We start from the raw sequence: 23,221 nt of genomic DNA on the forward strand, positions 1-23,221 counted from the left end.
GCTCAGGCGTTTTCCAGCACGATGCCTTCGATGATGTTCGCGACGTCCTCGCACTTGTCGGTGATCTCTTCGAGCAGCTCGTAGATCGCCTTCAGCTTGATGAGCGTCTTCACGTCGTCTTCCTCGCGGAACAGCTTCGACATCGCCGCGCGCAGCACGCGATCGGCCTCCGACTCCCAGCGGTCGATCTCCTCGCATTGCTTGAGGATCTGTGCCGACTGCTTCATGTCGGACAGCAGCCCGACCGCCTGTTGCACGTGCTGGGCCGACTGCGTGACGATGTGCGCGAGCTGGCTCGCCTCCGACGTGACCGAACGCACGTCGTACAGCGACACGGCCGTCGCGACGTCTTCCATCAGGTCGAGGATGTCGTCCATCGTCGTGATCAGCTTGTGGATCTCGTCGCGATCGAGCGGCGTGATGAAGGTCTTGTGCAGCAGATCGATCGCCTCGTGCGTGAGCTTGTCGGCGGCCTTCTCGGCGGTCTGCACGTTTTGCTTGTGAATCTCGGCGTCGGCGAGATTGTCGATCAGCAGTTCGAGCTCGCGGCCACCGGAAACGATGTGCTTCGCGTGCGCGTTGAAGAGTTCAAAGAACTTGCCCTCGGTGGGCATGAATCGACCGAACATGGGATTCCTGAGAGATTGTCAAACTACTGTCACGAAAACGGGCGACATTGTACCGTTTTCGGTTGCGACGCGACGCGCGCATATGCGCGCGCCGGGATTGGATACAACGTTTGGCGATTTAGGCCTTTACAAGCGGCGTCACTCGCCGTAGAAGGTCTGCGCCCCTGCAAAGTTATCGAACTTCGTATATTGACCCAGGAACGTGAGCCGAACGGGGCCGATCGGACCGTTACGCTGCTTGCCGATGATGATCTCGGCCGTTCCTTTGTCCGGGCTGTCCGGATTGTAGACTTCATCGCGGTAAATGAACAGGATCACGTCCGCATCCTGTTCGATTGCACCTGATTCGCGCAGATCGGACATCACCGGACGCTTGTTCGGGCGCTGTTCGAGGCCGCGGTTCAGCTGCGACAGCGCGATCACCGGCACGTCGAGCTCCTTCGCGAGGCTCTTCAGCGATCGCGAAATTTCCGAGATTTCGGTCGCGCGGTTCTCCCCCTGCGACGAACCCGACATCAGCTGCAGGTAGTCGACGATGATCAGGCCGAGCTTGCCGCATTGCCGCGCAAGACGCCGCGCGCGCGAGCGCAATTCCATCGGGTTCAGGCCGCCCGTCTCGTCGATGAAGAGCTGCGCCTCGCTCATCTTCTGCACCGCATGCGTCAGCTTTGGCCAGTCCTCGTCCGTCAGCCGGCCCGTCCGCATCCGGTGCTGGTCGAGCCGGCCGATCGAGCCGAGCATACGCATCACGAGCTGGGTGCCCGGCATTTCCATCGAGAACACCGCGACCGGCAGCCCGTACTCGACCGCGACATATTCGCCGATGTTCATCGAAAACGCGGTCTTGCCCATCGACGGCCGTCCCGCCACGATGATCAGCTCGCCGCCGTGCATCCCGGACGTCATCCGGTCGAGGTCGACGAAGCCCGTCGGCGTGCCCGTGACGTCGCTCGGATTCGCGGTGTGGTACAGCGTGTCGATCCGCTCGACGACCTGCGTGAGCAGCGGGCCGATCTCGAGGAAGCCCTGGTTGCCGCGCGCGCCCTCTTCCGCGATCGAGAACACCTTCGATTCGGCTTCGTCGAGCAGCTGACGGACTTCCTTGCCTTGCGGATTGAACGCGTCGGCCGAGATTTCGTCGGCAACCGACACGAGCCGGCGCAACACCGCGCGATCGCGCACGATTTCCGCATAACGACGGATGTTCGCGGCGCTCGGCGTGTTCTGCGCGAGGGCGTTCAGGTACGCGAGGCCGCCCACGTCGTCGGCCTTGCCGGACGTGGTCAGCGCTTCGTACACGGTCACGACGTCGGCCGGCCGCGTCGACGCGATCAGGCGGCCGATGTGCTCGTAGATGATCCGGTGGTCGTAGCGATAGAAATCGCCCTGCGACAGGAAGTCGGCAATCCGGTCCCATGCCGCGTTGTCGAGCAACAGGCCGCCGAGCACCGACTGCTCGGCTTCGACCGAATGCGGCGGGACTTTCAGCGATTCGATTTGAGGATCTTGCGGCGCGTTCATGGGTTGGGATTATCGCGAATAGATCGCTGCAGCGCTACCGCTCAGGCGATCGGGCAATAAAAAAGGCAGGCCCCGGTTGCCCGGGCGCCTGCCCTTGTCCGGACGACGGAAGCCGCCCGGAAAGCCTGCGTACGCTTACGCGTGGTCGCCGATCACGTTGATCGTGACGTCGACGACGACGTCCGTGTGCAGCGCGACCTGCACGTTGTGCTCGCCGATCATCTTCAGCGGGCCTTCCGGCATGCGAACTTGCAGCTTCTCGACTTCGAAACCTGCCTTCTTCAGCAGTTCCGCGACGTCGCCGTTCGTGACCGAGCCGAACAGACGGCCGTCAACGCCCGACTTCTGCGTGATTTCGAACGACTGGCCGTTCAGCTTCTCGCCGACTGCCTGCGATGCCGCCAGCTTTTCAGCGGCGATCTTTTCGAGTTCAGCGCGGCGCACTTCGAATTCGGCGATCGCTTCCTTCGTTGCACGGCGAGCCTTGCGGTTCGGGATCAGGAAGTTGCGAGCGTAACCGTCCTTGACCTTGACGATGTCGCCGAGGTTACCCAGATTGGCGACTTTTTCCAACAGAATGATTTGCATTCGAATTCTCCTTATTGCGTCGCCTGATTACGCCTTGTGCTGATCGGTGTACGGCAGCAGCGCGAGGAAACGCGCACGCTTGATGGCCGTATCCAGCTGACGCTGATAGTGCGCCTTCGTACCCGTCAGACGAGCCGGCGTGATCTTGCCGTTTTCGCCGATGAAGTCCTTCAGCGTTTCCGTGTCCTTGTAGTCGATCTGGTCGACGCCTGCAGCCGTGAAACGGCAGAACTTCTTGCGCTTGAAGAGCGGGTTTTGTTGCTGACGACGCTTGTCGAATTTCTTACCAGTCGGGCGGGGCATGATTTCAGTCCTTTCCAATGTCCTGCAATGCTGTGATGTGAAACACCAAGGTTCTCGCGTTGCGGCTTTTCTTGGCCAGGAAGCCCGTGAACAGCGTTTCGACGCCCATTTCACGACTCTCCAGCCTGCCGCTCGCCTCACCGGCCGCCACCGCCTCGATCGTCATTTCGACCTGACGGGGGATGCCTGCCTCGACGACTTCCGTGCGGTGCTGCAATGTGGCGCTAGCGATCGGAACACCTGCCGGCGTATATCGCACCGGTGCGCGTTCGACGACGCTCGCCGTCAATTGCAACCTGTTCACGAGAGTGGCGCGCTCCTTGATGGCTTAATGAATGACGAACTTAAGCCTGCGCTTCGGTCGGCTGAGCTGCAGCCGCCTTCTTGGCTTCTTCGCGCTGAACTTCCTTCATCATCGGCGACGGGCCGGTTTCGGCCTTCTTCATCTTGACGATGAGGTGACGCAGCACGGCGTCGTTGAACTTGAACGCGTGTTCGAGTTCGTCGAGCGTCGTCTGGTCGCACTCGATGTTCATGCAGACGTAGTGAGCCTTCGCGAGTTTCTCGATCATGTAGGCCAGTTGGCGACGGCCCCAGTCTTCGACACGGTGGATCTGGCCACCGTGCGACGTGATCGTGGACTTGTAGCGCTCGATCATCGCGGGCACTTGCTCGCTTTGATCCGGGTGCACGATGAAGACGATTTCGTAATGACGCATTACACACTCCTTGTGGATTAAAGCCACCCGGGCGTCTGAACCGGTGTGGCAAGTGAGAAGCCGAAGATTCTAACCCGATTACGGGGCGCATGCAAGGCCAATCAACGATCGGCGCGCGGATTCGGCCATGTTTTCAAAGACTTGAACGGACGGGCCGGCGCACGTGCTCGCCTGTCGGCTCTTTTTATCGGGGCCCGAACGCCGGCCGCGCGCGCGGCGGGGCGCGGCCGGCGTCGCGCCATCACTCGCCGCGCGTGCCCGACAGCCGCGCGTCGAGCGCCGTCCGGAACGCCGTGAGCGCCGACGGCTCGGCGTCGGTCACGGCCCACCACGTCATCCCGGCCGCGTCCCAGCGGTCGAGCGCATAGCCCTGCGACACGGTCGTGTACGGGGCCGCCGGCCCTTCGCCGGCCGGCCGCACGTAGACGTCGATCACGTGCTGCCGGTAGCGGTACACGAGCACCGCGACGCGACGCCGCCCGACGTAGTCGAGCCGCCCGCCAACCAGCGCGAAGCCGTCCGCCGCGAGATCCTCGACCGGCGGCGCATAGTCGAGCCGGCCGTTGAACCATGGCTTGACCGTGTGGCGGTCGGTCGAGATCACGTCGATGTCGCGCGCCGACAGGCCGGCCCGCACGTGGCTCGAGACGAGTTCGTCGACGGTGCGGTCGGTGTCGGCATGGCGCGCGGACAGCGTCATCCCGCCCGCCGCCGCGAGCGCCACCAGCAGCGCGACGCCCCAGCCGAGCCCCGGCCATGCGGCGACGCGCGGCCCGGCGCCGGCCGCGGCAGGCCGTGTCGGCCCGCCCCGCCCCGCCAGCCAGGGAAACCAGCCGCGACCGCGCGGACGCGGCTGCGATCGAGGCTCGGGCCGAAACCCCGCGCCCGCCGGCTCGCGAACGGGCGCGTCGGCCGCGGCCGGCAGACCGGCCAGGATGCCCGCCCGCAGCGCATCCGGCGCACGGTGGTAATCGGCCTGCCGCACGGCCTGCACCAGCGTGACGATCCGCGCGCGTTCGCGGCGGCACGCATCGCACCCTTCGACATGCTGCTGGACCCGCAACGCATCGGGCGCCGACAGCTCGCGGTCGACGTCCGCGTCCAGCAACGCGCGCGCTTCGTTACAGTCCATCGATAGCCTCCGATGCGGTTCCGCCGGCCGGCGTACGGGCCGGCCTGCCTTCGGGCGCCGGTGCCGGCACGCCGCCCAGCAGCGCGGCGAGCTTGCGCCGGCCGCGCGCGAGCCGCGACATCACCGTGCCGACCGGCACGTCCGCGATCGCCGCGATCTCGCGGTAACTCAGGTCCTCCATCTCGCGCAGCACGAGCACCTCGCGGTACTCGGGCGGCAGCTTCGCGAGCGCCGCATTCACGAGCCGCACGTTCTCGCCGCGCAGCAGCTGCGCGAGCGGATCCTCCGCCGCCGGCTGCCAGTCGTCGGGCACGTCGGTGTCGTCCAGCGTATCGGGCAGCGCGACCTCGTGCGCATGCGTGCGGCGCCGCCACTCGGTGTACCAGGTGTGGCGCACGATCGTCAGCAGCCATGGCCGCGCGTTGTCGCCGCGACACGAATCGACGAAGCGCAGCGCGCGCATGCACGCGTCCTGCACGACGTCGTCCGCGTCGCCGGCATTGCCGCTCAGCCAGCGCGCGAGGTTGTACGCGGCGTCGAGATGCGGCAGCACGAGCGTGCGAAACCGCTCGCCGCGCGCGACCGCGTCGTCCGCCGCCCGTTCATCGACCGCCTGTCCGGCTTGCCCCACATGGCCTCCCTGGTCCCGGCGGCCGATGCCGCGCCCGTTCCGCGCACGGCGCCCGGACAGACCGGCAGCGTGCGCGCTCGATGACCATACCGTTGCTGCGTCGAGTTTATTCCCGCGCCGGGGGCACGAAGCGAAAAAAAGCGCCGGGAGGCCCGCCGCTCGTTACGGCGTGGTGCTCCAGTAGCCGGGGCGCGCATACGCGGCCCTCAGGTAGTCGATGAAATAGCGCACGCGCGCCGGCACGTAGCGCTGCTGCGGGTAGACCGCGAGGATGTCGTAGTCGGGCAGCGCGTATTCGTCGAGCACGGTCTCCAGCTCGCCCGTCTCCAGCTGCGCGGCGATTTCCCAGGTCGAGCGCCAGCCGAGCCCGAGCCCCTCGGCCACCCAGCGGTGCAGCAGCTCGCCGTCGTTGCAGTCGAGGTTGCCGGTCACGCGCATCGTCGCGATCTTGCCGTGGCGCTGGAAATACCAGCCGCGGTTCTGTCCGCCCTGCAGGTTGAAAGCCAGGCAGTTGTGCTTCAGCAGGTCGTCGAGCGATTTCGGCCGGCCGTGTCGGCGGAAATACCCGGGCGTGCCGCAGACGACGCGCCGGTTCGACGCGAGCTTCACCGCGACGAAGTTCGGATCGACGGCGCCGCCGATCCGGATCGACAGGTCGTAGCCTTCGCGCACGAGATCGACGACGCGGTCGGTCAGGTTGAACGACAGCTGCATCTCGGGCTTGTCGGCCAGAAAGCCGGGCGCATGCGGCGCGACGTGCTTGCGCCCGAATGCGGCCGGCGCCGAGACGATCAGGTGCCCGCTGACCGCGCGCCGCCCGGCGGCCAGCTCGTTCTCGGCCTGGTCCCATTCGGACAGCAGCCCGCGGCAGCGCTCGAGGAACGCGGCGCCCTCCTCGCTGACCACCAGCCGCCGCGTCGAGCGGTACATCAGCTTCACGCCGAGGCGTTTCTCCAGCGCGTCGATGCGCCGCCCGAGCACCACCGGCGACACCCCCTCCTCGAGCGCCGCCGCCGCGAGGCTGCCGGCATCGGCAACCCGTACGAACGTCTCGATCTGCTTGAAGCGATCCATCTCCTGTCTCCGTCTCAGTTCCGACCCCGCGAGAAGCCCCGTCAGGCCGTCATTCCATACTTTTAGTTTCGAAATAAGCGACTTGGGCGGATCTTATCAAACCTTTCCTGCATCCCTAAAGTGTCCCCAACAGACCCATTCGCAAGATCCGCCACATATCAAGGAGACATTCATGGCCAAGATGAGAGCCGTCGACGCGGCAGTGCTCGTGCTCGAGAAGGAAGGCATCCAGACCGCGTTCGGCGTGCCGGGCGCGGCGATCAACCCGTTCTACTCCGCGATGCGCAAGTCCGGCGGCATCAGTCACGTGCTGGCGCGCCACGTCGAAGGCGCATCGCACATGGCCGAAGGCTTCACGCGTGCGGCGCCCGGCAACATCGGCGTGTGCATCGGCACGTCGGGCCCCGCCGGCACCGACATGATCACCGGCCTCTACTCCGCGTCCGCCGACTCGATTCCGATCCTCGCGATCACCGGCCAGGCGCCGCGTGCCCGCCTGTACAAGGAAGACTTCCAGGCCGTCGACATCGAGTCGATCGCGAAGCCCGTCACGAAATGGGCCGTCACCGTGCGCGAACCGGCGCTCGTGCCGCGCGTGTTCCAGCAAGCCTTCCACCTGATGCGCTCGGGCCGTCCGGGCCCGGTGCTGGTCGACCTGCCGATCGACGTGCAGCTCGCCGAAATCGAATTCGACATCGACACGTACGAACCGCTGCCAGTCTACAAGCCCGCGGCCACCCGCGCGCAGATCGAGAAGGCGCTCGCGATGCTCAACGACGCGGACAAGCCGCTGATCGTGTCGGGCGGCGGCGTGCTCAACGCGGCGGCCGAAGACCTGCTCGTCCAGTTCGCCGAAACGATCGGCGTGCCGGTGATCCCGACGCTGATGTCGTGGGGCGCGATTCCGGACGACCACCCGCTGATGGCCGGCATGGTCGGCCTGCAGACGTCGCACCGCTACGGCAACGCCACGCTGCTCGCGTCCGACTTCGTGCTCGGCATCGGCAACCGCTGGGCGAACCGCCACACGGGCAGCGTCGAGGTCTACACGAAGGGCCGCAAGTTCGTGCACGTCGACATCGAGCCGACGCAGATCGGCCGCGTGTTCGGCCCGGATCTCGGCATCGTGTCCGACGCGAAGGCCGCGCTCGAGCTGTTCGTCGCCGTCGCACGGGAATGGCAGGCCGCCGGCAAGCTGAAGGACCGCGGCGCATGGGTCGCGGAATGCCAGGCACGCAAGCGCACGCTGCAGCGCAAGACGCACTTCGACAACGTGCCGGTCAAGCCGCAGCGCGTGTACGAAGAGATGAACAAGGTGTTCGGCCGCGATACCTGCTACGTCAGCACGATCGGCCTGTCGCAGATCGCCGCCGCGCAGTTCCTGCACGTGTTCAAGGCGCGCAACTGGATCAACTGCGGCCAGGCCGGCCCGCTCGGCTGGACGATCCCCGCCGCGCTCGGCGTGCGTGCCGCCGACCCGAGCCGCCCGATCGTCGCGCTGTCCGGCGACTACGACTTCCAGTTCATGATCGAGGAGCTGGCGGCCGGCGCGCAATTCAAGCTGCCGTACGTGCACGTGGTCGTGAACAACTCGTACCTCGGGCTGATCCGCCAGGCCCAGCGCGCGTTCGACATGGACTACTGCGTGCAGCTCGCGTTCGACAACGTGAACGCGCCGGAATTGAACGGCTACGGCGTCGACCACGTGGCCGTCGCGGAAGGCCTCGGCTGCAAGGCGCTGCGCGTGTTCAAGCCGGAAGAGATCGAGCCGGCGCTGCGCCAGGCGCAAACGCTCGCGGAACAGTTCAGCGTGCCGGTGGTCGTCGAAGTGATCCTCGAGCGCGTGACGAACATCTCGATGGGCACCGAAATCGACGCGATCAACGAATTCGAGGATCTCGCCGAGAAGGCCGAGCACGCGCCGACCGCGATCTCGATGCTCGACTGAACCGCCGGACCATTTGACCGACCGACCGAAGAGGCTTAGCTCATGCCGAAGTTTGCTGCAAACCTGACCATGCTGTTCAACGAAGTGCCGTTCCTCGACCGCTTCAAGGCGGCCGCCGACGCGGGCTTCGACGCCGTCGAATTCCTGTTCCCGTACCCGTACGCGAAAGAGGAACTCGCCGAGCGGCTCGAGACGCACCGCCTGCGCCTCGTGCTGCACAACCTGCCCGCCGGCAACTGGGACCAGGGCGAGCGCGGCATCGCCTGCCTGCCCGATCGCGTCGGCGAATTCCAGGAGGGTGTCGGCCGTGCGATCGAGTACGCGAAGGCGCTGAAGGTGCCGCAGCTGAACTGCCTCGTCGGCATTCCGTCGGCAAGCACCGCGCGCGACAAGACGTTCGTCACGATCGTCGACAACCTGCGCTTCGCGGCCGACGCGCTGAAGCGCGCAGGCATTCGCCTGCTCGTCGAGCCGTGCAACAGCTTCGACATTCCGGGCTTCGCGCTGAACCGTTCGTCGGAAGGCCTCGACGTGATTCGCGCGGTCGGCTCGGACAACCTGTTCCTGCAGTACGACATCTATCACATGCAGCGCATGGAAGGCGAACTGGCCGCGACGATCGAACGCAACCTCGCGTCGATCGGCCACGTCCAGCTCGCGGACAACCCGGGCCGCAACGAGCCGGGCACGGGCGAGATCAACTACGCGTTCCTGTTCGCGCTGCTCGACCGGCTCGGTTATGCCGGCTACGTCGGCTGCGAATACAAGCCCCGCACCACCACGACGGAAGGCCTCGGCTGGCTGCAAAGCGTCGCCCGCTGCGCACCGGGCTCGGCGCGTCGCGCCGCCTGAGTCGCCCCTTCCCGTCATCCGCCCCAATAGGAGACTTTCACATGGCAACCATCGGTTTCATCGGCCTCGGCATCATGGGCGCGCACATGGCGCGCAACCTGCTCAAGGGCGACCACCAGCTCGTCGTGAACGGCGCGTTCCCGATCCCGGACGATCTGCGCGCGAGCGCGAAGGTCGTCGCGAACTCGACCGAAGTCGCGCAGCACGCCGACATCATCATCTCGATGGTGCCGGATACGCCGGACGTGCGTAACGTGCTGTTCGCCGACGACGGCGTCGCGAAGGGTCTGACGGCCGGCAAGCTCGTGATCGACATGAGCTCGATTTCGCCGCTCGACACGCAGGCTTTCGCGAAGCAGATCAACGCGCTCGGTTGCGACTACCTCGACGCACCGGTGTCCGGCGGCGAGGTCGGCGCCCGCGAAGCGACGCTGACGATCATGGTCGGCGGCCCGGAGAAGGCGTTCGAGCGCGCGAAGCCGCTGTTCGAGAAGATGGGCAAGAACATCACGCTCGTCGGCGACAACGGCGCCGGCCAGACCTGCAAGGTCGCGAACCAGATCATCGTCGCGCTGAACATCGAGGCCGTCGGCGAAGCGCTCCTGTTCGCCGCGCGCTCGGGCGCCGATCCGGAGCGCGTTCGCCAGGCGCTGATGGGCGGCTTCGCCGCGTCGCGCATCCTCGAAGTGCACGGCGCGCGGATGACGAAGCGCACGTTCGATCCGGGCTTCCGCATCGAGCTGCATCAGAAGGACCTGAACCTCGCGCTCGACGGCGCACGCAAGCTCGGCCTCGCGCTGCCGCATACGGCCAGCGCGCAGCAGCTGTTCAGCGTGTGCGCATCGCACGGCGGCAAGGCATGGGATCACTCGGCACTCGTACGCGCGCTCGAGATCATGTCGAACTTCGAGATCGGCCAGACGCCGGCCGCGTAACGCGACTGCCGCACCGCGCGTTTCCGCTGCAATGGCGGAGGCGCGCGACAGACATGCGCGAACCGGCCGCGGCCGGTCGCATCGATGCGCGGACACGCGCGCATCACGGTGGGGCGCCCCGCCCTGCATCGCCAACGGCGTGCGGGACGGGGCGAAAAACGCCGCTCTGGGCTGAGAGCGGCGTGGTGGGGTCCGCAGCGGCACCCGGCGGCGCCGGGGAAGCCTTGGTCGGTCAGACGTCGTCGTCGGGTGTCCGCCTGTCGGATTTCGCGTATTACATTTCTTTACGTTCGAGCGCGCGATTTTTCATGCAATCGTCGCGCTGAACGCCTACACTTTCGCCACGCCTTTCGAGAAAACCGCCGCGCTTGCGTTCACGTTCGTGAATGCGCCCAGCGCGGTGTTTTTTTCGCCACTTCATGGCGCGTTTTCTGTTCAACCACCTAAGGAGTGCAGCGATGGGTCTTCTTTCGTTTATCAAAGAGGCGGGTGAAAAACTGCTGGGTCATGCCGATGCGCAAGCAGCGGAAGATCCGAATGCCGCAAACCAGACCGCGGCCGATGCGATCAAGAATTACATCAACTCGCAAGGGCTCGACACGTCGAACCTGACCGTCGCGTTCGACGGCGCATCGCGCACCGTCACGCTGTCGGGCAGCGTCGCCGACCTCGACACGAAGGCGAAGGTCAAGGTCGCGGCCGGCAACGTGCAAGGCGTCGCGGGCGTCAACGACGACGATCTGCAGCCGGACGATCCCGAAGTGCAGTATCACGACGTGAAGCCGGGCGACACGCTGTCGGCGATCGCCAAGGAAGTGTATGGCGACGCGAACAAGTATCCGGCGATCTTCGAAGCGAACAAGCCGATGCTGTCGAGCCCGGACCGGATCTACCCGGGCCAGAAGCTCGTGATTCCGCCGCAGTCCTGAGCAAACTTGCCGGACTGATGCAAAAAAGGCAGGCCGATGGCCTGCCTTTTTCATGGGCGCCGCGCGCCGCCCGACCGGCCTGTCGCCGTTACAGCGTGTCGAATGCGCGCTGCAGCGCGTCGCGACCGACAATGCCGTTCGCGAGTGCGAGCATCAGCAGCACGCGTGCCTTGAACGGATTCAGCGAGCCCGCGCTGACGAAACCGAGCGCATCGTCGCTCGCGGCGCCGTTGCGCATCACATGCCCCGACCCGACGCGCGACGCACGGACCACCGCCACGCCGGCCTTCACCGCATCGGCGAGCGCCGCCTGCAGCGTCGCATGGATCGACCCGTTGCCGGTGCCCGCGACGACGAGGCCGCGCACGCCGGCAGCCACGAGCGCGTCGACGGCCGTGCGCGTGACGCCCGCATAGCTCGCGACGACTTCGACGGGCGGCCACGCCGCGGCGATCGCCAGCTGCGAGTCGCGCGAACGCGTGACACGGCGCGCGAATTCGACGCGGCCGTCCTGCACCCAGCCGAGTGCGCCCAGTTCCGGCGACTGGAAGGCGTCGACCGCATAGGTGCTCGTCTTCACGACGTCGCGCGCGGCGTGGATCCGGTTGTTGAACGCGACCAGCACGCCTTGCCCGCGCGCGGCCGGATGGCCGGCCACCGTCACCGCGTTCAGCAGGTTGAGCGGGCCATCGGACGACAGCGCGGTCGCCGGCCGCATCGCGGCCGTCAGCACGACCGGCTTCTCGCCCGTCACGACCAGATGCAGCGCGTACGCGGTTTCCTCGAGCGTGTCGGTGCCGTGCGTGATCACGATGCCGTCGATCGCCGGATCGGCCATCAGCGCGTCGATCCGCGCGGCAAGCGTGTTCCACAGCGGCAGCGCGAGATCCTTGCTGTCGATGCTGGCGATCTGCTCGGCGTCGATGCGCGCGACCGACGCGAGCGCCGGTACCGCGTCGACCAGGAAATTGACGCCGAGCGCGCCGGCCTGGTAGCCGGCCGTGCTGGCCGCGTCGGGCGCGGCGCCGGCGATCGTGCCGCCGGTAGCGAGCACGGCGATGCGCGGCAGCGCCGCCGCGGACGAAGGGGATGCGGGATTCGGAGTATTCATGGCCGCGATTGTAATGGCTCGCGGCCGGGATCCGGCAGGTTCCGGCGCGGCGGCCGATGCGGGCGGCCGCGCGTCATGGTTTGTCCCGATCGCCCGGTCGCATGCGCGGTCAACGGCCGTGGCGTCCGCAACGTTATAGAAAGTGCCGTTGTGGTGTTTTCACATGGATTTGCCATAATCGGAGCGCACGGCGCGATGCGGCCCTGTCCGCAACGCGGCGTGCTTCGTGACGGCGTCGATAACACGCAATTCACCCCATGGGAGTGTCGAAATGAAAATCCAATCGCTCGTAGCCGCAGTGCTGCTCGGCGGCATGCTGGCTTCCCCCGCATTCGCGGCGAACAGCCAGCAGGACAAGATGAAGGCCTGCAACACCCAGGCAGCCGGCAAGACGGGCGACGAACGCAAGGCGTTCATGAAGGACTGCCTGTCGGCGAAGCCCGCGAAGGCGATGACGCAGCAGGAAAAGATGAAGGCGTGCAACACGCAAGCCACCGGCAAGAAGGGCGACGACCGCAAGGCGTTCATGAAGAGCTGCCTGAGCAATCAGCCGGCCGCCTGAGTTCCGGCGCTCCCGTATCGAATGCCGCGCACCGCTTCGGCGGGCGCGGCATTTTTCGTTTTCGTTGCACGCGCATCGACATGCGCGGTTCCCCTCCGTCCTCCCCTTCCCGCCCCGCTTTTCCGGCCCGCTGCCCAGGCACCGCCACATGGTGCGGCAATTCGCCGCGTTTTCTTCTATGATGGCTGCAACGCGGCCCACCCAAGTACAAGAAGCGCCATCGGGCCGCCCTCGAGACGGACGCGCACGCGCGTCAAACGGAGGCTTGGATGGCATGGAGACAACACCGCTGGTTCCGCCGCTGGCTGATCGTGATCGTGTTCTGGGCCGTGCCCGTCGCGATCGTCGCCGTGCGCGAGATCCGCGAGGAAATGGCCTACAACAAGGCGGACCTGCAGCTCGCGCTGACCACCTGGCAGCTCACTGAAGCCCAGCAAGCCGCCGGTGCCGCCGCGAAGTGCCACGGGGATCCTGACGAGGCGCGCGCGGCCGGCTGCCCGGCCGACGTGCTGGCCGCCAACGCGCCGCGCCAGCAGGCGGCCCGCGACGAATACGTGGTGCGCCGCAATACGCTCGCCGGCTACCTGTGGCATGCGTTCGTCGGCTACTGGGTCGTCCCGGCCGCGTTCCTGTTCGCATGCGGGGTCGTGATCGCGCTGATCCGCCGCGCGCTGCGCCGCCCGCCGATCAAGCCGCCCGTCCCGCCCGTCACGCATTGATGTGCGGCGCAAACGCCGCCCTCCCGTCGATCGATCGACCGCCGCCGTGCACCGAATCCACCCGGCGCGCAGGCGCCGGTCCGTCCGTTGGCGCGCCGCGACACCCCCGCGCGATTTGACGCTTTTTCACGTGCCGACGAAAAGAGGCTGTAATCCGCTGTGTTATAACTGCCGACGTGATCCGCTCCATGAGCGAGACTCACTCCGAACATCATCCGATGGAGAAGAACGATGCAAAAACGGAATCTTGTGCTGAAAGCCGCCGCTGCGCTCATCGTCGGTAGCCTCGCGCTCACCGGTTGCACCACCACCCCGGACAAGCCGGACAACGCCGCCACCAACGCGTCGAAGCGCCAGTCGATCGACGCGAGCGTCGACGCCACGCTGTCGCGCATGTACTCGACGGTCAAGGGTTCCCGCGAACTCGTCGCGAAATCGCGCGGCGTGCTGGTCTTCCCCGACGTGATCCAGGCCGGCTTCATCGTCGGCGGCCAGTCGGGCAACGGCGCGCTGCGCGTCGGCGGCAGCACGGTCGGCTACTACAACACGTCGTCGCTGTCCGTCGGCCTGCAGGCCGGTGCGCAGTCGAAGGCGATCGTGTTCCTGTTCATGACGCAGGAAGCGCTCGACGAATTCCGCGGCTCGGACGGCTGGGCAGCCGGCGCCGGCGCTTCGGTCGCACTCGTGAAGATGGGCGCGAACGGCGCCGTCGACACGACCACGGCCACCGCGCCGGTCCAGGTCGTCGTGCTGACGAACGCGGGCCTGATGGGCGACGTGTCGATCAACGGCACGAAGGTCACGAAGCTCAAGATCTGACGCTGACGCACCGCCCGTGCGCGCCGCGCGCGGGCCATGCGCAAACGGCGATGTCCTTGCGGACATCGCCGTTTTTTCATCCGTCCGCGTGCCGCGTCGGCACGTTCAGGTCGTCGAGTCGATCACCTTGAAGCGCGAGCGTTTCTGCGCGCGGATCACCGACTGGTAGACGTCGACGTACTGCTGCGCCATCCGGCGCGACGTGAAGCGGTCCTCGAAGCGCTGCCGCACGCGCGCACGCGGCAGCAGGTGCAGCCGGTTCACGGCGGCCACCGCGCTGATTTCATCCTCGACGATGAACCCCGACACGCCCTCGTCCACCACCTCGGGCACCGCGCCGCGATTGAACGCGACCACCGGCGTGCCGCACGACATCGCCTCGATCATCACCAGGCCGAACGGCTCCGGCCAGTCGATCGGAAACAGCAGCGCATGCGCGCCCGACAGGAACTCGGCCTTCTGGTGATCGGCGATCTCGCCGATGTATTCGACGTGCGGCAGCGCGAACAGCGGCTTGATCTCGCGCTCGAAGTACTCCTGGTCGGCCGCGTCGATCTTCGCGGCGATCCGGATCGGCAGCCCGCACTGGCGCGCGATGCGGATCGCGGTATCGACGCGCTTTTCCGGCGAGATGCGGCCGAGGAACGCGAGATAGCGCGGCTCGACCGGTTGTGGCATGTACAGCGTGTCGGGCAGCCCGTGATAGACGGTCGTCAGCCATTTCGCCTGCGGCAGCGGCTGGCGCTGCGAGTTCGAAATCGAGATCACCGGCGCCGTGTTGAACGTGTCGAACACCGGCTGCTGCTCGGGCAGGTCGAGCCGGCCGTGCAGCGTCGTCACGTACGGCGTTTCCTGCCGGTTGAAGACCGAGAACGAGTAGTAGTCCATGTGGAAATGGAGCACGTCGAAATCCTTCGCGCGGCGCGCGACCGTCTCCATCAGCAGCATGTGCGGGGCGACGCGGTCGCGGATCGACGAATCGAGCCGCAGCGCGCGCGGCCACACGGGCTCGAGCCGGGCCCGTGTCGTCGAGTCGCCGCTCGCGAACAGCGTCACGTCGTGGCCAAGCTCGACGAGCGCCTCGGTGATGTAGGACACGACGCGCTCGGTGCCGCCGTACAGCTTCGGCGGCACGGATTCGGTCAGCGGGGCGATCTGCGCAATTCTCATGGTCCACGTCTCCTGTGTCCTTCCCTGGCGGCCCGGCCGGCGGGCGATCGCGCATTGCGCGCGCCCGACCCTTGCAGTGCTGGCCGGCAAGGCGCCAGCCGCCTATCCCGACATTATTCGCGATCCCGCTGCCGGGAGCCGCCCGTCTTGCATTTTATGGGCGTTGTTACAGACAGGATACATTCCGTTCGCGGGGCAGCCGCCTCCACCGCGCACGGCCGAATCGATCCGGCCCCGTCAACGCAACGGCCACTTCCAGGCCGGCAGGTCGCGTGTGTCGGCATCGACGAGCGCGGTCGCGCCGAGCTGCTTGTCGAGCACCAGCGATTCGCAGCCGGCCTCGCGCTCGAGCGTCGCGATCAGCCGCGCCGCGTGCGACACGACGAGCACCTGCGAGCGCCGCGCGGCCTGCGCGATCAGGCGGCCAAGCGCGGGCAGCAGATCGGGATGCAGGCTCGTCTCCGGTTCGTTCAGCACCATCAGCGCCGGCGGGCGCGGCGTCAGCAGCGCGGCCGCGAGCAGCAAGTAGCGCAGCGTGCCGTCGGACAGCTCGGCCGCCGCCAGCGGCCGCAGCAGCCCCGGCTGGCGCATCAGCACGTCGAACCGGCCGCGGCCGCCCGGATTGTCGATCTCGACCGACGCACCGGGAAACGCGTCGTCGATCGCCGCGTCGAGCGCGGCCGCGTCGCCGATTTCGCGGATCGTCTGCAGCGCGGCGGCCAGATCGGCGCCGTCGTCCGCGAGCACCGGCGTGTGGGTGCCGATGTGCGACTGGCGCGCCGGCGCCTGCGCATCGGTCCGGAAATGGTCGTAGAAGCGCCACGACCGGATCCGCTCGCGTACCGCGATCATCTCGGGCGCGCCGGTCGGATCGGCGAATTCGGTCATCATGCTGTCGAAGCTCGCGACCGGCTGCGGAATCGTCCACCAGTCGCCCGCCGCGGTGCGCGCGCGGATCTGCGCGCCCTGCCGGTCGACCAGCAGCGTCGACGGACGCGGCAGCGCGCCGCCCCAGATGCATTCGCGCTTGACCACCGGATCGAGCGCGAACTGCGAATGGCTCGCGACCGGCAGGCCGAGATCGATCGAATAACCGAAGTCGGCGCACGCGAAGCCGAGCTTCAGGCTCACGGGCCCCTTGCGCACCGTGCCCGTCACCGGCGCATCGCCGTCCAGCATCGCGCGCGAGAAGCGCTCGGGGCCGGCCCACAGCGTCGACGGCAACCCGCCCTCGCGGGCGAGCGACGGGATCACGCGGCCCTGCGCGGTGTCGGCGAGCAGCCGCAGCGCGCGGTACACGCTCGACTTGCCGCTGCCGTTCGGCCCCGTCACGACGTTGAGCGCCGCGAGCGGCACGATCAGCTCGCGCAGCGAGCGGTAATTGGCGATGGCAAGCGTCTTCAGTGCGGTCATGGGAAGAGGGGAATCCTCCGTGGCGGACAGGCGCCAGGCCGCGCTCAGCGGCCGTCGACGGCCTGCGGATCGGCCGCGGTATTGGCCGCCGTGCTGGCGGCAGGCTGCCGCGCGTGCGGCCGTTCGGGATTCGGCGCGTCCGGCGCGGATTCGTGCGGATACAGCTCCATCCGGCTGCGCGGCAGGCATTGCGGGTAGCGGTCCTGCAGGTATGCGATCAACCCTTCGCGCACGCGGCAGCGCAGATCCCAGCACGACGACGCATCGGCCGCGCTGACGAGCGCGCGCAACTGCATCGTGCGCTCGGTCGCGTCGGTGACCTGCAGCACCTGCACGCGGCCGTCCCACTCGGGCGCCGCATGGACGAGCCGCGCGAGTTCCTCGCGCAGCGGCGCGAGCGGTGTCCGGTAGTCGACCGACAGGTAGACCGTGCCGATGATTTCCGAACTGCTGCGCGTCCAGTTCGTGAACGGGTTCTCGATGATCCATTGCAGCGGCACGACGAGGCGCCGCTGATCCCACAGCCGCACCGACACGAACGAGCCGGTGATTTCCTCGATGCGCCCCCACTCGCCCTGGATCACGACCACGTCGTCGAGCCGGATCGGCTGCGTGAGCGCGATCTGCAGCCCGGCGATCAGGTTGCCGAGCACCGGCCGCGCGGCGATACCGGCGACCAGCCCCGCGACGCCGGCCGACGCCAGCAGGCTCGCGCCCACCTGACGCACGTTCGGGAACGTCATCAGCGCGGCGCCGGTGCCGATGATCACGATCAGCACCATCACGGTCCGCACGAGCACCTTGGCCTGCGTATGGATGCGCCGCGCCTGCAGGTTGTCGGCCGTATCGATCGGATGGGCCCGGATGATCGCGTCGCCGACGCCGGCCGCGAGCCGCACCAGCAGCCACGTGAGCGACACGATCGAGCCGACCGCGGCCGCGGTGCGCATGCCGCGCACGAACGACATGCCGTCGTCCGCCTGGACCCACACGAACTCGAGCGCCAGCAGCGTGAGCACGACGAGCGACGGCTTGTCGATGTAGCGCAGGATCGCGCTCATCAGCGGATACGGCTGCGCGACGCGCTTGACGATGCGTGCGCCGAGGCGGTGCACGACCGCGACGACCAGCATGACGATGACCGACACGGCCAGCGTGCCGAGCCACGCATGCAGCGGCGCATCGGCGATGCGCTGCAGTTCCTCGATTGAAATCATCGGCGCCCTTGGGTGATGAGGCGTGCAGCCTCGTCCTGGGATGCGTCGGCGACGTCCGGACAGCGCATGGGCCCGGACACGGCGTCAGGTCAGTTGCCGCTCCTGCACGGAAACGCCTTGCCGAGACCGAGCGACACGGCGGTGCTCGCGTTGTAGTCGGCCAGCTTCGGATTTTCCGCGATGTACTTGCGCACCGCGTCGGTCATCTGCTGCGCCCGGATGTCGGGCGGCAGGCAGAAATACTGGCCGACGCGCGGCCCCGTGGTGCCGCCGATCGCGTCGATCGTGTTGTAGACGCCGTCGGCGGCGCCTTCGATATAGGCCGCGCACGACGCCCGCGACTTCACGTCCGTCTTCGCGCACAGCCGGTCGAGATCCGCGCCCGTGAAAGCCGCCGCCGACAACGGCACGGCAAACGCCGCGGCACAAAACATTGCGCGCAACATGGTGTTCCTTATATCAATGCGGCCCGAGGCCGCCTGCTGCCTTGGCCGGCGCGGCGCCGGGCACCCTGCTCCGGCCGGAATCCGGCCGGCCGGGCACACCGTCCCGCACCGAAAACCGTCATTTTGCACTCTTTTGCGCATCTGCCGGCGTCGCCGCACCAATGCGCGTCGTCCGCTTGCTCAGGATCTCGATCGCGTCCGGCGCGTTGTAGTGCTTCGCGAACTCGAGCGCGGTGATGCCGAGCTGGTTCTTGACCTGCGGATCGGCACCCTGGTCGAGCAGCAGCGTGACCGTCGACGCATGGTTGCCGCGCGCGGCCATCATCAGCGGGGTCGTGCCATTCGGCGACGCCGTGTCGATGTAGGCATCGTGGTCGAGCAACAGCTTCACGACCGCGTCCTGGCCGTTGGTCGCCGCGTAGTGCAACGGCGCCCAGCCCTTCTTGCTGACTTCCGCGCCCTTGTCGATCAGCAGCTTCGCGAGGCCCAGGTCGCCGTTCAGCGACGCGAGCATCAGCGCGTTCTCGCCGGCCTTGTCTTCCTTCTCGAGGTCGACGTTCGGCGTCGTCGCGATCGCGGCCGCGACCTTGTCCGACTTCTCGCGCGCGGCGATCACCAGGATCGGATCGCCGTTCGGCGCGAGCGTGTTCGGGTCGAGCTTGCCGCTCTTGAGCTGCTTGCCGATGTCGGCGATGTCGTCGAACTTGACGGCCTTGACGATCGCGTCGAGCGACTCGGCATGCGCGCCGGCGGCGGCGAACAGGCCGCTCGCGACCAGCGCGGCGGCAACGAGGGCGCGTTTGGGCAGATGATTGGTCGGCTTCGTCATTGTTGTGGGCTCCTTCCCTGGGTTGTGTCGGCTGCGCGCACGTCGTTAGCGGGCGATCTTGAACAGCCGGAAAAAGTTCTGCGTCGTCGCATCGGCGAGCGCCTCGACGGCCATCCCGCGTTCGGATGCGATAAAGCGTCCGACATGGCTGACGTACGCAGGTTCATTCGGCTTGCCGCGATACGGCACCGGCGCGAGGTACGGCGAGTCGGTCTCGATCAGCAGCCGGTCGAGCGGCACGCGCCGCGCGACGTCCTGCACGTCGGTCGCGTTCTTGAACGTGACGATGCCCGACAACGAGATATGGAAGTTCTGCGCGAGCGCCTGCTCGGCGACGGACCACGGCTCGGTGAAGCAGTGCATCACGCCGCCGGGCACGTCGGCCCGCTCCTCGGCCATGATCCGCAGCGTGTCTTCCGACGACGCGCGCGTATGGATGATCAGCGGCTTCATCGTCGCGGTCGCCGCGCGGATGTGCGTGCGAAAGCGTTCGCGCTGCCATTCCATGTCGGCGATCGAGCGGCCTTCGAGGCGGTAGTAGTCGAGGCCCGTTTCGCCGATCGCGACGACCTTCGGGTGCGCGGCCAGCTCGACGAGCTCCGCGAGCGTCGGCTCGCGCGCGTCCTCGTGATCGGGATGCACGCCGACCGACGCGTAGACGTTGTCGTGCGCGTCGGCGATCGCAAGCACGTCGGGCAGCGTCTCGAAATCGACGGACACGCACAGCGCGTGCGTGACGTCATGCTCGCGCATGTTCTCGAGAACGGCCGGCAGGCGGTCGGCCAGGCCCTTGAAATTGATGTGGCAGTGAGAGTCGACGAACATCGTGTTTCCTGAATACGTAAGACGCGCGCTCACGCGCTCGCCGGCATGCGGCGACAGGCCGCGTCGCCGAGTGGTCCGTTCGATCCGTTCACCATTTCACAACCCACGGGAAGCAATGCCGGATCACGCGAACATTTCCCGATATCCGAGAAACAATTCCTCGAATACGAGCCGTGCATTGAGCGGATGGTTCTCGACCGTCCGCTGCCGCGTCACGGCTTTCATGAAACGCGCGAACGCGTTCGCGTCGACCGCCTCCGCGCAACGCGCGAGCGCCGCCGCGTGCATCGGGAAGTAGCGCGGCGCGCCCGCCATCCGCTGCGCGAGCAGATCGTACAACCAACGCTGCAGCCAGCCGAGCACCAGCGGCACCGGCAGCTTCTGCAGCGTCTCGCCGCACGCGAACGGATCGCATCCGGCCCCGGCCGCGAGCTGCCCGAGCGTGTAGTCGCGCAGCGGGCGGTTCTCGTCGCTCGCGAGCGCCAGCGCGGCGAGCGGCGCGCCGCCGGCTTCCGCGAGCAGCGCGCGGGCGTGGTCGACGCCCTGCGCCGCAAGCCATGTCTCGGCCGCGTCGGGCGCCGGCACCGTCATCGGCCACTGCCGGCAGCGGCTGATGATGGTCGGCAGCAGGCGGTCGATACGCGCCGACACCAGCAGGAACACGACGCCGGACGGCGGCTCCTCCAGCGTCTTCAGCAGCGCGTTCGACGCGGCGACGTTGAGCGCCTCGGCCGGATACAGCACGACGACGCGCGCGCCGCCGCGGTGCGAGCCGACCCCGCAGAAGTCGAGCAGCGCGCGCACCTGCTCGATCTTGATTTCCTTGCTCGGCGCACGCGTCTTCTTGCCGCCTTCGTCCGCGTCGGCCGGCTTCGCGTCGTCCGCGGCGCCCGGCGCTTCGCCGGCCAGCGCCTCGGGCAGCACGATCCGGTAGTCCGGATGGTTGCCCTGCGAGAACCACGTGCAGGCCGCGCAGGTGCCGCACGGCTCGCCGTTCGGCCGCGGCGATTCGCACAGGAAGCCCTGCGCGAGATGCTGCGCGAACTGCAGCTTGCCGATCCCGGCCTGGCCGTGCAGCAGCAGCGCATGCGGCCATTGCGCGCGCAGTTGCTGCAGGCGGTTCCAGTCGTCGGTCTGCCACGGATAGATCATGTGGTGCGTTCCTTGCGGGTTACAGCGCGGCGAGCACGCGTTCGAGCTGCTGGCGGATCTCGGGAATCGACTGCGTCGCGTCGACGATCGCGAAACGGTGCGGCGCCTCTTCCGCGCGCCGCAGATATTCGCCGCGCGTACGCGAGAAGAACGCGTCCGATTCGCTTTCGAACTTGTCGGGCATGCGCGCGGCGCCACGGCGCTCGCTCGCGACGTGCGGCGCGACGTCGAACAGCACCGTGAGGTCGGGCTGGAAACCGCCCTGCACCCAGCGCTCGAGCGTTTCGAGCTTGTCGCGCGGCAGCCCGCGGCCGCCGCCCTGGTACGCGAACGTCGCGTCGGTGAAACGGTCGGACACGACCCAGTCGCCGCGCGCGAGCGCCGGCTCGATCACGAGCGCGAGATGCTCGCGGCGCGCGGCGAACATCAGCAGCGCTTCCGTCTCGAGGTCCATCGGCTGGTTCAGCAGGATCTCGCGCAGTTTCTCGCCGAGCTGCGTGCCGCCCGGCTCGCGGGTGACGACGACCTGCCGGCCGGCCGCGGCCAGCTTGCCCTGGAGCCGTTCGCAGAACCATTGCAGGTGGGTGGTCTTCCCCGCCCCGTCGATGCCTTCGAACGTGATGAATTTACCGCTCGCCATTATTGACCTCGTATGTACTTGTCCACGGCCTTGTTGTGATCGCCCAGCGTGTCCGAGAACACGCTCGTGCCGTCGCCCTTCGCGACGAAATAGAGCGCGCTCGTCGGTGCCGGATTGATCGCCGCCTGCAGCGCGGCGACACCCGGCAACGCGATCGGCGTCGGCGGCAGGCCGCGTCTCGTGTAGGTATTGTAAGGAGTGTCGGCCTGCAGGTCGCGCTTGCGCAGGCGGCCGTCGTACGCGTCGCCGAGCCCGTAGATCACCGACGGATCGGTCTGCAGCGGCATGCCGATGCGCAGCCGGTTCGCGAACACGGCCGCGACGAACGCGCGGTCGGCCGCGTGGCCCGTTTCCTTCTCGACGATCGATGCGATCGTCAGCGCTTCGTAAGGCGACTTGTACGGCAGCCCCGGCACGCGGGCGGCCCACGCCTCGTCGAGACGCGTCTGCATCAGGTGATACGCGCGCCGGTAGATGTTCAGGTCGCTCGTGCCCTTGTCGAACAGGTAGGTATCGGGGAAGAACAGCCCCTCGCCGCTGCCGCGCTGCACGGCGCTGTCCGATGCGCCGATCGCACGCAGCAGCTCGGCGTCGCTCATGCCGGCCGTCGAGTGCGACAGGTCGGGGTTCGCATCGAGTTCCGCGCGCATCCGCTTGAAGGTCCAGCCTTCGATGACCGTCGCGACGTACTCGTTCACGTCGCCGCGCGCAATCTTCTGCAGCACCTCGTAAGGCGTGATGCCGGTCTTGAATTCGTAGTTGCCGGACTTGAGCCGGCTCGACAGCCCGAGCACGCGCGTCATCGCGACGAACCCGAACGGTTCGACCGGCACGCCGCCGCGCTTGAGCTGCAGCGCGACGCTCTTCACGGTGCTGCGCGGCTTGATCGTGACGTCGAGCGATGCCGAGCCCAGCAGCAGCGGCCGGGTCGCCCAGTAATACCCGCCGCCCGCGCCGGCAGCGGCCACAACGACGGCCAGCGCCACGATCGTCGCGGCGCATTTCTTCAGTAGGGACATGGAAACGTGACTCAGGTAAGACCCATATAATACTTGCT

27 protein-coding genes are annotated in these 23,221 nt (G+C 67.3%); 7 read left to right on the forward strand and 20 right to left on the reverse strand.

The features are described from left to right. Window positions 1-2: 2 nt before the first annotated feature. From VXM69_RS29265 to VXM69_RS29305, 9 genes are all read right to left on the reverse strand, one after another. On the reverse strand, window positions 3-629 hold the full coding sequence (locus VXM69_RS29265) for a DUF47 domain-containing protein (RefSeq protein WP_034188683.1): 627 nt from the start codon (window positions 627-629) through the stop codon (window positions 3-5). 138 nt (window positions 630-767) lie between these two features. Further along, window positions 768-2,150 carry a replicative DNA helicase gene (locus tag VXM69_RS29270; RefSeq protein WP_006486249.1) on the reverse strand — a complete coding sequence of 461 codons (1,383 nt, stop codon included), beginning with the start codon at window positions 2,148-2,150 and terminating at the stop codon, window positions 768-770. 135 nt (window positions 2,151-2,285) lie between these two features. Continuing rightward, on the reverse strand, window positions 2,286-2,738 hold the full coding sequence (gene rplI, locus VXM69_RS29275) for a 50S ribosomal protein L9 (protein ID WP_021156519.1): 453 nt from the start codon (window positions 2,736-2,738) through the stop codon (window positions 2,286-2,288). A 27-nt stretch (window positions 2,739-2,765) separates the two neighbouring features. Beyond that, a complete protein-coding gene (gene rpsR, locus VXM69_RS29280; RefSeq protein ID WP_011657068.1) occupies window positions 2,766-3,041 on the reverse strand; it encodes a 30S ribosomal protein S18 in 276 nt (91 codons plus the stop codon). Between the two features lie 4 nt (window positions 3,042-3,045). After that, window positions 3,046-3,345 carry a primosomal replication protein N gene (gene priB, locus VXM69_RS29285; RefSeq protein WP_034188684.1) on the reverse strand — a complete coding sequence of 100 codons (300 nt, stop codon included), beginning with the start codon at window positions 3,343-3,345 and terminating at the stop codon, window positions 3,046-3,048. A gap of 40 nt (window positions 3,346-3,385) precedes the next feature. Further along, entirely contained in the window at window positions 3,386-3,760 is a 375-nt protein-coding gene (rpsF, locus tag VXM69_RS29290; RefSeq protein ID WP_004193673.1) for a 30S ribosomal protein S6, read from the reverse strand. Window positions 3,761-4,001: 241 nt separating this feature from the next. Further along, window positions 4,002-4,892, reverse strand: coding sequence for an anti-sigma factor (locus VXM69_RS29295; protein ID WP_034188685.1), 891 nt, complete (start codon window positions 4,890-4,892; stop codon window positions 4,002-4,004). Continuing rightward, on the reverse strand, window positions 4,882-5,523 hold the full coding sequence (locus tag VXM69_RS29300) for an RNA polymerase sigma factor (RefSeq protein WP_034188686.1): 642 nt from the start codon (window positions 5,521-5,523) through the stop codon (window positions 4,882-4,884). The genes VXM69_RS29295 and VXM69_RS29300 overlap by 11 nt, the downstream gene beginning before the upstream one ends. Window positions 5,524-5,685: 162 nt before the next feature. Continuing rightward, window positions 5,686-6,597 (reverse strand): LysR family transcriptional regulator, encoded by a 912-nt coding sequence (locus VXM69_RS29305; RefSeq protein WP_031399242.1) that lies wholly within the window; start codon window positions 6,595-6,597, stop codon window positions 5,686-5,688. A 172-nt stretch (window positions 6,598-6,769) separates the two neighbouring features. On the opposite strand from VXM69_RS29305, the gene gcl reads away from it, so the two are divergent. The 3 genes from gcl to VXM69_RS29320 are packed head-to-tail and all read left to right on the forward strand — an operon-like array spanning window position 6,770 to window position 10,332. After that, on the forward strand, window positions 6,770-8,545 hold the full coding sequence (gene gcl / locus VXM69_RS29310; RefSeq protein ID WP_034188687.1) for a glyoxylate carboligase: 1,776 nt from the start codon (window positions 6,770-6,772) through the stop codon (window positions 8,543-8,545). Between the two features lie 42 nt (window positions 8,546-8,587). After that, window positions 8,588-9,397, forward strand: a complete 810-nt coding sequence (hyi, locus tag VXM69_RS29315) for a hydroxypyruvate isomerase (protein ID WP_069706478.1) — start codon at window positions 8,588-8,590, stop codon at window positions 9,395-9,397. Window positions 9,398-9,423: 26 nt separating this feature from the next. After that, window positions 9,424-10,332, forward strand: a complete 909-nt coding sequence (locus VXM69_RS29320; protein ID WP_367190221.1) for a 2-hydroxy-3-oxopropionate reductase — start codon at window positions 9,424-9,426, stop codon at window positions 10,330-10,332. Window positions 10,333-10,606: 274 nt separating this feature from the next. Here the strand turns inward: VXM69_RS29320 and VXM69_RS29325 are convergent, their stop codons facing one another. After that, window positions 10,607-10,753, reverse strand: coding sequence for a hypothetical protein (locus tag VXM69_RS29325; RefSeq protein WP_185732866.1), 147 nt, complete (start codon window positions 10,751-10,753; stop codon window positions 10,607-10,609). Window positions 10,754-10,790: 37 nt separating this feature from the next. On the opposite strand from VXM69_RS29325, the gene lysM reads away from it, so the two are divergent. Further along, window positions 10,791-11,261 carry a peptidoglycan-binding protein LysM gene (gene lysM, locus VXM69_RS29330; RefSeq protein WP_034188690.1) on the forward strand — a complete coding sequence of 157 codons (471 nt, stop codon included), beginning with the start codon at window positions 10,791-10,793 and terminating at the stop codon, window positions 11,259-11,261. Between the two features lie 88 nt (window positions 11,262-11,349). Here lysM and VXM69_RS29335 read toward each other — a convergent pair whose 3' ends face one another. Further along, window positions 11,350-12,372, reverse strand: a complete 1,023-nt coding sequence (locus VXM69_RS29335) for an asparaginase (RefSeq protein ID WP_226228460.1) — start codon at window positions 12,370-12,372, stop codon at window positions 11,350-11,352. Between the two features lie 271 nt (window positions 12,373-12,643). Here VXM69_RS29335 and VXM69_RS29340 point away from each other — a divergent pair, with 271 nt between their 5' ends. The 3 genes from VXM69_RS29340 to VXM69_RS29350 all read left to right on the forward strand — a co-directional run bounded on the left by VXM69_RS29340 (window position 12,644) and on the right by VXM69_RS29350 (window position 14,472). Then, a complete protein-coding gene (locus VXM69_RS29340; RefSeq protein ID WP_011549641.1) occupies window positions 12,644-12,934 on the forward strand; it encodes a PsiF family protein in 291 nt (96 codons plus the stop codon). A 269-nt stretch (window positions 12,935-13,203) separates the two neighbouring features. Beyond that, window positions 13,204-13,653 (forward strand): membrane protein, encoded by a 450-nt coding sequence (locus VXM69_RS29345; protein ID WP_034188692.1) that lies wholly within the window; start codon window positions 13,204-13,206, stop codon window positions 13,651-13,653. 231 nt (window positions 13,654-13,884) lie between these two features. After that, entirely contained in the window at window positions 13,885-14,472 is a 588-nt protein-coding gene (locus VXM69_RS29350) for a YSC84-related protein (RefSeq protein WP_034188693.1), read from the forward strand. 105 nt (window positions 14,473-14,577) lie between these two features. Here VXM69_RS29350 and VXM69_RS29355 read toward each other — a convergent pair whose 3' ends face one another. From VXM69_RS29355 to mltG, 9 genes are all read right to left on the reverse strand, one after another. Next, complete coding sequence (locus VXM69_RS29355) at window positions 14,578-15,642, reverse strand: glycosyltransferase family 4 protein (protein WP_367189643.1); 1,065 nt, start codon at window positions 15,640-15,642, stop codon at window positions 14,578-14,580. Between the two features lie 237 nt (window positions 15,643-15,879). Then, window positions 15,880-17,055 (reverse strand): AAA family ATPase, encoded by a 1,176-nt coding sequence (locus tag VXM69_RS29360; RefSeq protein ID WP_367189644.1) that lies wholly within the window; start codon window positions 17,053-17,055, stop codon window positions 15,880-15,882. A 44-nt stretch (window positions 17,056-17,099) separates the two neighbouring features. Next, window positions 17,100-18,272, reverse strand: coding sequence for a mechanosensitive ion channel domain-containing protein (locus VXM69_RS29365; protein ID WP_034188696.1), 1,173 nt, complete (start codon window positions 18,270-18,272; stop codon window positions 17,100-17,102). Window positions 18,273-18,361: 89 nt separating this feature from the next. Next, window positions 18,362-18,718, reverse strand: a complete 357-nt coding sequence (locus tag VXM69_RS29370) for a Rap1a/Tai family immunity protein (protein WP_006485939.1) — start codon at window positions 18,716-18,718, stop codon at window positions 18,362-18,364. Between the two features lie 118 nt (window positions 18,719-18,836). Beyond that, window positions 18,837-19,547 (reverse strand): ankyrin repeat domain-containing protein, encoded by a 711-nt coding sequence (locus VXM69_RS29375; RefSeq protein WP_034188697.1) that lies wholly within the window; start codon window positions 19,545-19,547, stop codon window positions 18,837-18,839. A gap of 45 nt (window positions 19,548-19,592) precedes the next feature. Then, complete coding sequence (locus VXM69_RS29380) at window positions 19,593-20,372, reverse strand: TatD family hydrolase (RefSeq protein ID WP_034188698.1); 780 nt, start codon at window positions 20,370-20,372, stop codon at window positions 19,593-19,595. Window positions 20,373-20,495: 123 nt separating this feature from the next. Next, a complete protein-coding gene (locus VXM69_RS29385; protein ID WP_034188699.1) occupies window positions 20,496-21,524 on the reverse strand; it encodes a DNA polymerase III subunit delta' in 1,029 nt (342 codons plus the stop codon). Between the two features lie 19 nt (window positions 21,525-21,543). Further along, window positions 21,544-22,164: a dTMP kinase gene (gene tmk, locus VXM69_RS29390; RefSeq protein WP_034188700.1), complete on the reverse strand. Its 621-nt coding sequence runs from the start codon at window positions 22,162-22,164 to the stop codon at window positions 21,544-21,546. Continuing rightward, complete coding sequence (mltG, locus tag VXM69_RS29395; protein WP_034188701.1) at window positions 22,164-23,183, reverse strand: endolytic transglycosylase MltG; 1,020 nt, start codon at window positions 23,181-23,183, stop codon at window positions 22,164-22,166. Before mltG ends, tmk begins: the two co-directional genes overlap by 1 nt. Window positions 23,184-23,221: the final 38 nt, after the last annotated feature.

The organism is Burkholderia sp. Ed8 (assembly GCF_040761425.1).
In the GTDB taxonomy this organism is placed as follows: domain Bacteria; phylum Pseudomonadota; class Gammaproteobacteria; order Burkholderiales; family Burkholderiaceae; genus Burkholderia; species Burkholderia seminalis.

What these genes read in the sequence shown, in the direction of transcription:
- VXM69_RS29265 (WP_034188683.1), bottom strand. Translation starts at nt 629, where the DNA reads ATGTTCGGTCGATTCATGCCCACCGAGGGCAAGTTCTTTGAACTCTTC.
- VXM69_RS29270 (WP_006486249.1), bottom strand. Translation starts at nt 2,150, where the DNA reads ATGAACGCGCCGCAAGATCCTCAAATCGAATCGCTGAAAGTCCCGCCG.
- rplI (WP_021156519.1), bottom strand. Translation starts at nt 2,738, where the DNA reads ATGCAAATCATTCTGTTGGAAAAAGTCGCCAATCTGGGTAACCTCGGC.
- rpsR (WP_011657068.1), bottom strand. Translation starts at nt 3,041, where the DNA reads ATGCCCCGCCCGACTGGTAAGAAATTCGACAAGCGTCGTCAGCAACAA.
- rpsF (WP_004193673.1), bottom strand. Translation starts at nt 3,760, where the DNA reads ATGCGTCATTACGAAATCGTCTTCATCGTGCACCCGGATCAAAGCGAG.
- VXM69_RS29295 (WP_034188685.1), bottom strand. Translation starts at nt 4,892, where the DNA reads ATGGACTGTAACGAAGCGCGCGCGTTGCTGGACGCGGACGTCGACCGC.
- VXM69_RS29305 (WP_031399242.1), bottom strand. Translation starts at nt 6,597, where the DNA reads ATGGATCGCTTCAAGCAGATCGAGACGTTCGTACGGGTTGCCGATGCC.
- gcl (WP_034188687.1), top strand. Translation starts at nt 6,770, where the DNA reads ATGGCCAAGATGAGAGCCGTCGACGCGGCAGTGCTCGTGCTCGAGAAG.
- hyi (WP_069706478.1), top strand. Translation starts at nt 8,588, where the DNA reads ATGCCGAAGTTTGCTGCAAACCTGACCATGCTGTTCAACGAAGTGCCG.
- VXM69_RS29325 (WP_185732866.1), bottom strand. Translation starts at nt 10,753, where the DNA reads ATGAAGTGGCGAAAAAAACACCGCGCTGGGCGCATTCACGAACGTGAA.
- lysM (WP_034188690.1), top strand. Translation starts at nt 10,791, where the DNA reads ATGGGTCTTCTTTCGTTTATCAAAGAGGCGGGTGAAAAACTGCTGGGT.
- VXM69_RS29335 (WP_226228460.1), bottom strand. Translation starts at nt 12,372, where the DNA reads ATGAATACTCCGAATCCCGCATCCCCTTCGTCCGCGGCGGCGCTGCCG.
- VXM69_RS29340 (WP_011549641.1), top strand. Translation starts at nt 12,644, where the DNA reads ATGAAAATCCAATCGCTCGTAGCCGCAGTGCTGCTCGGCGGCATGCTG.
- VXM69_RS29345 (WP_034188692.1), top strand. Translation starts at nt 13,204, where the DNA reads ATGGCATGGAGACAACACCGCTGGTTCCGCCGCTGGCTGATCGTGATC.
- VXM69_RS29350 (WP_034188693.1), top strand. Translation starts at nt 13,885, where the DNA reads ATGCAAAAACGGAATCTTGTGCTGAAAGCCGCCGCTGCGCTCATCGTC.
- VXM69_RS29355 (WP_367189643.1), bottom strand. Translation starts at nt 15,642, where the DNA reads ATGAGAATTGCGCAGATCGCCCCGCTGACCGAATCCGTGCCGCCGAAG.
- VXM69_RS29360 (WP_367189644.1), bottom strand. Translation starts at nt 17,055, where the DNA reads ATGACCGCACTGAAGACGCTTGCCATCGCCAATTACCGCTCGCTGCGC.
- VXM69_RS29365 (WP_034188696.1), bottom strand. Translation starts at nt 18,272, where the DNA reads ATGATTTCAATCGAGGAACTGCAGCGCATCGCCGATGCGCCGCTGCAT.
- VXM69_RS29370 (WP_006485939.1), bottom strand. Translation starts at nt 18,718, where the DNA reads ATGTTGCGCGCAATGTTTTGTGCCGCGGCGTTTGCCGTGCCGTTGTCG.
- VXM69_RS29375 (WP_034188697.1), bottom strand. Translation starts at nt 19,547, where the DNA reads ATGACGAAGCCGACCAATCATCTGCCCAAACGCGCCCTCGTTGCCGCC.
- VXM69_RS29380 (WP_034188698.1), bottom strand. Translation starts at nt 20,372, where the DNA reads ATGTTCGTCGACTCTCACTGCCACATCAATTTCAAGGGCCTGGCCGAC.
- VXM69_RS29385 (WP_034188699.1), bottom strand. Translation starts at nt 21,524, where the DNA reads ATGATCTATCCGTGGCAGACCGACGACTGGAACCGCCTGCAGCAACTG.
- tmk (WP_034188700.1), bottom strand. Translation starts at nt 22,164, where the DNA reads ATGGCGAGCGGTAAATTCATCACGTTCGAAGGCATCGACGGGGCGGGG.
- mltG (WP_034188701.1), bottom strand. Translation starts at nt 23,183, where the DNA reads ATGTCCCTACTGAAGAAATGCGCCGCGACGATCGTGGCGCTGGCCGTC.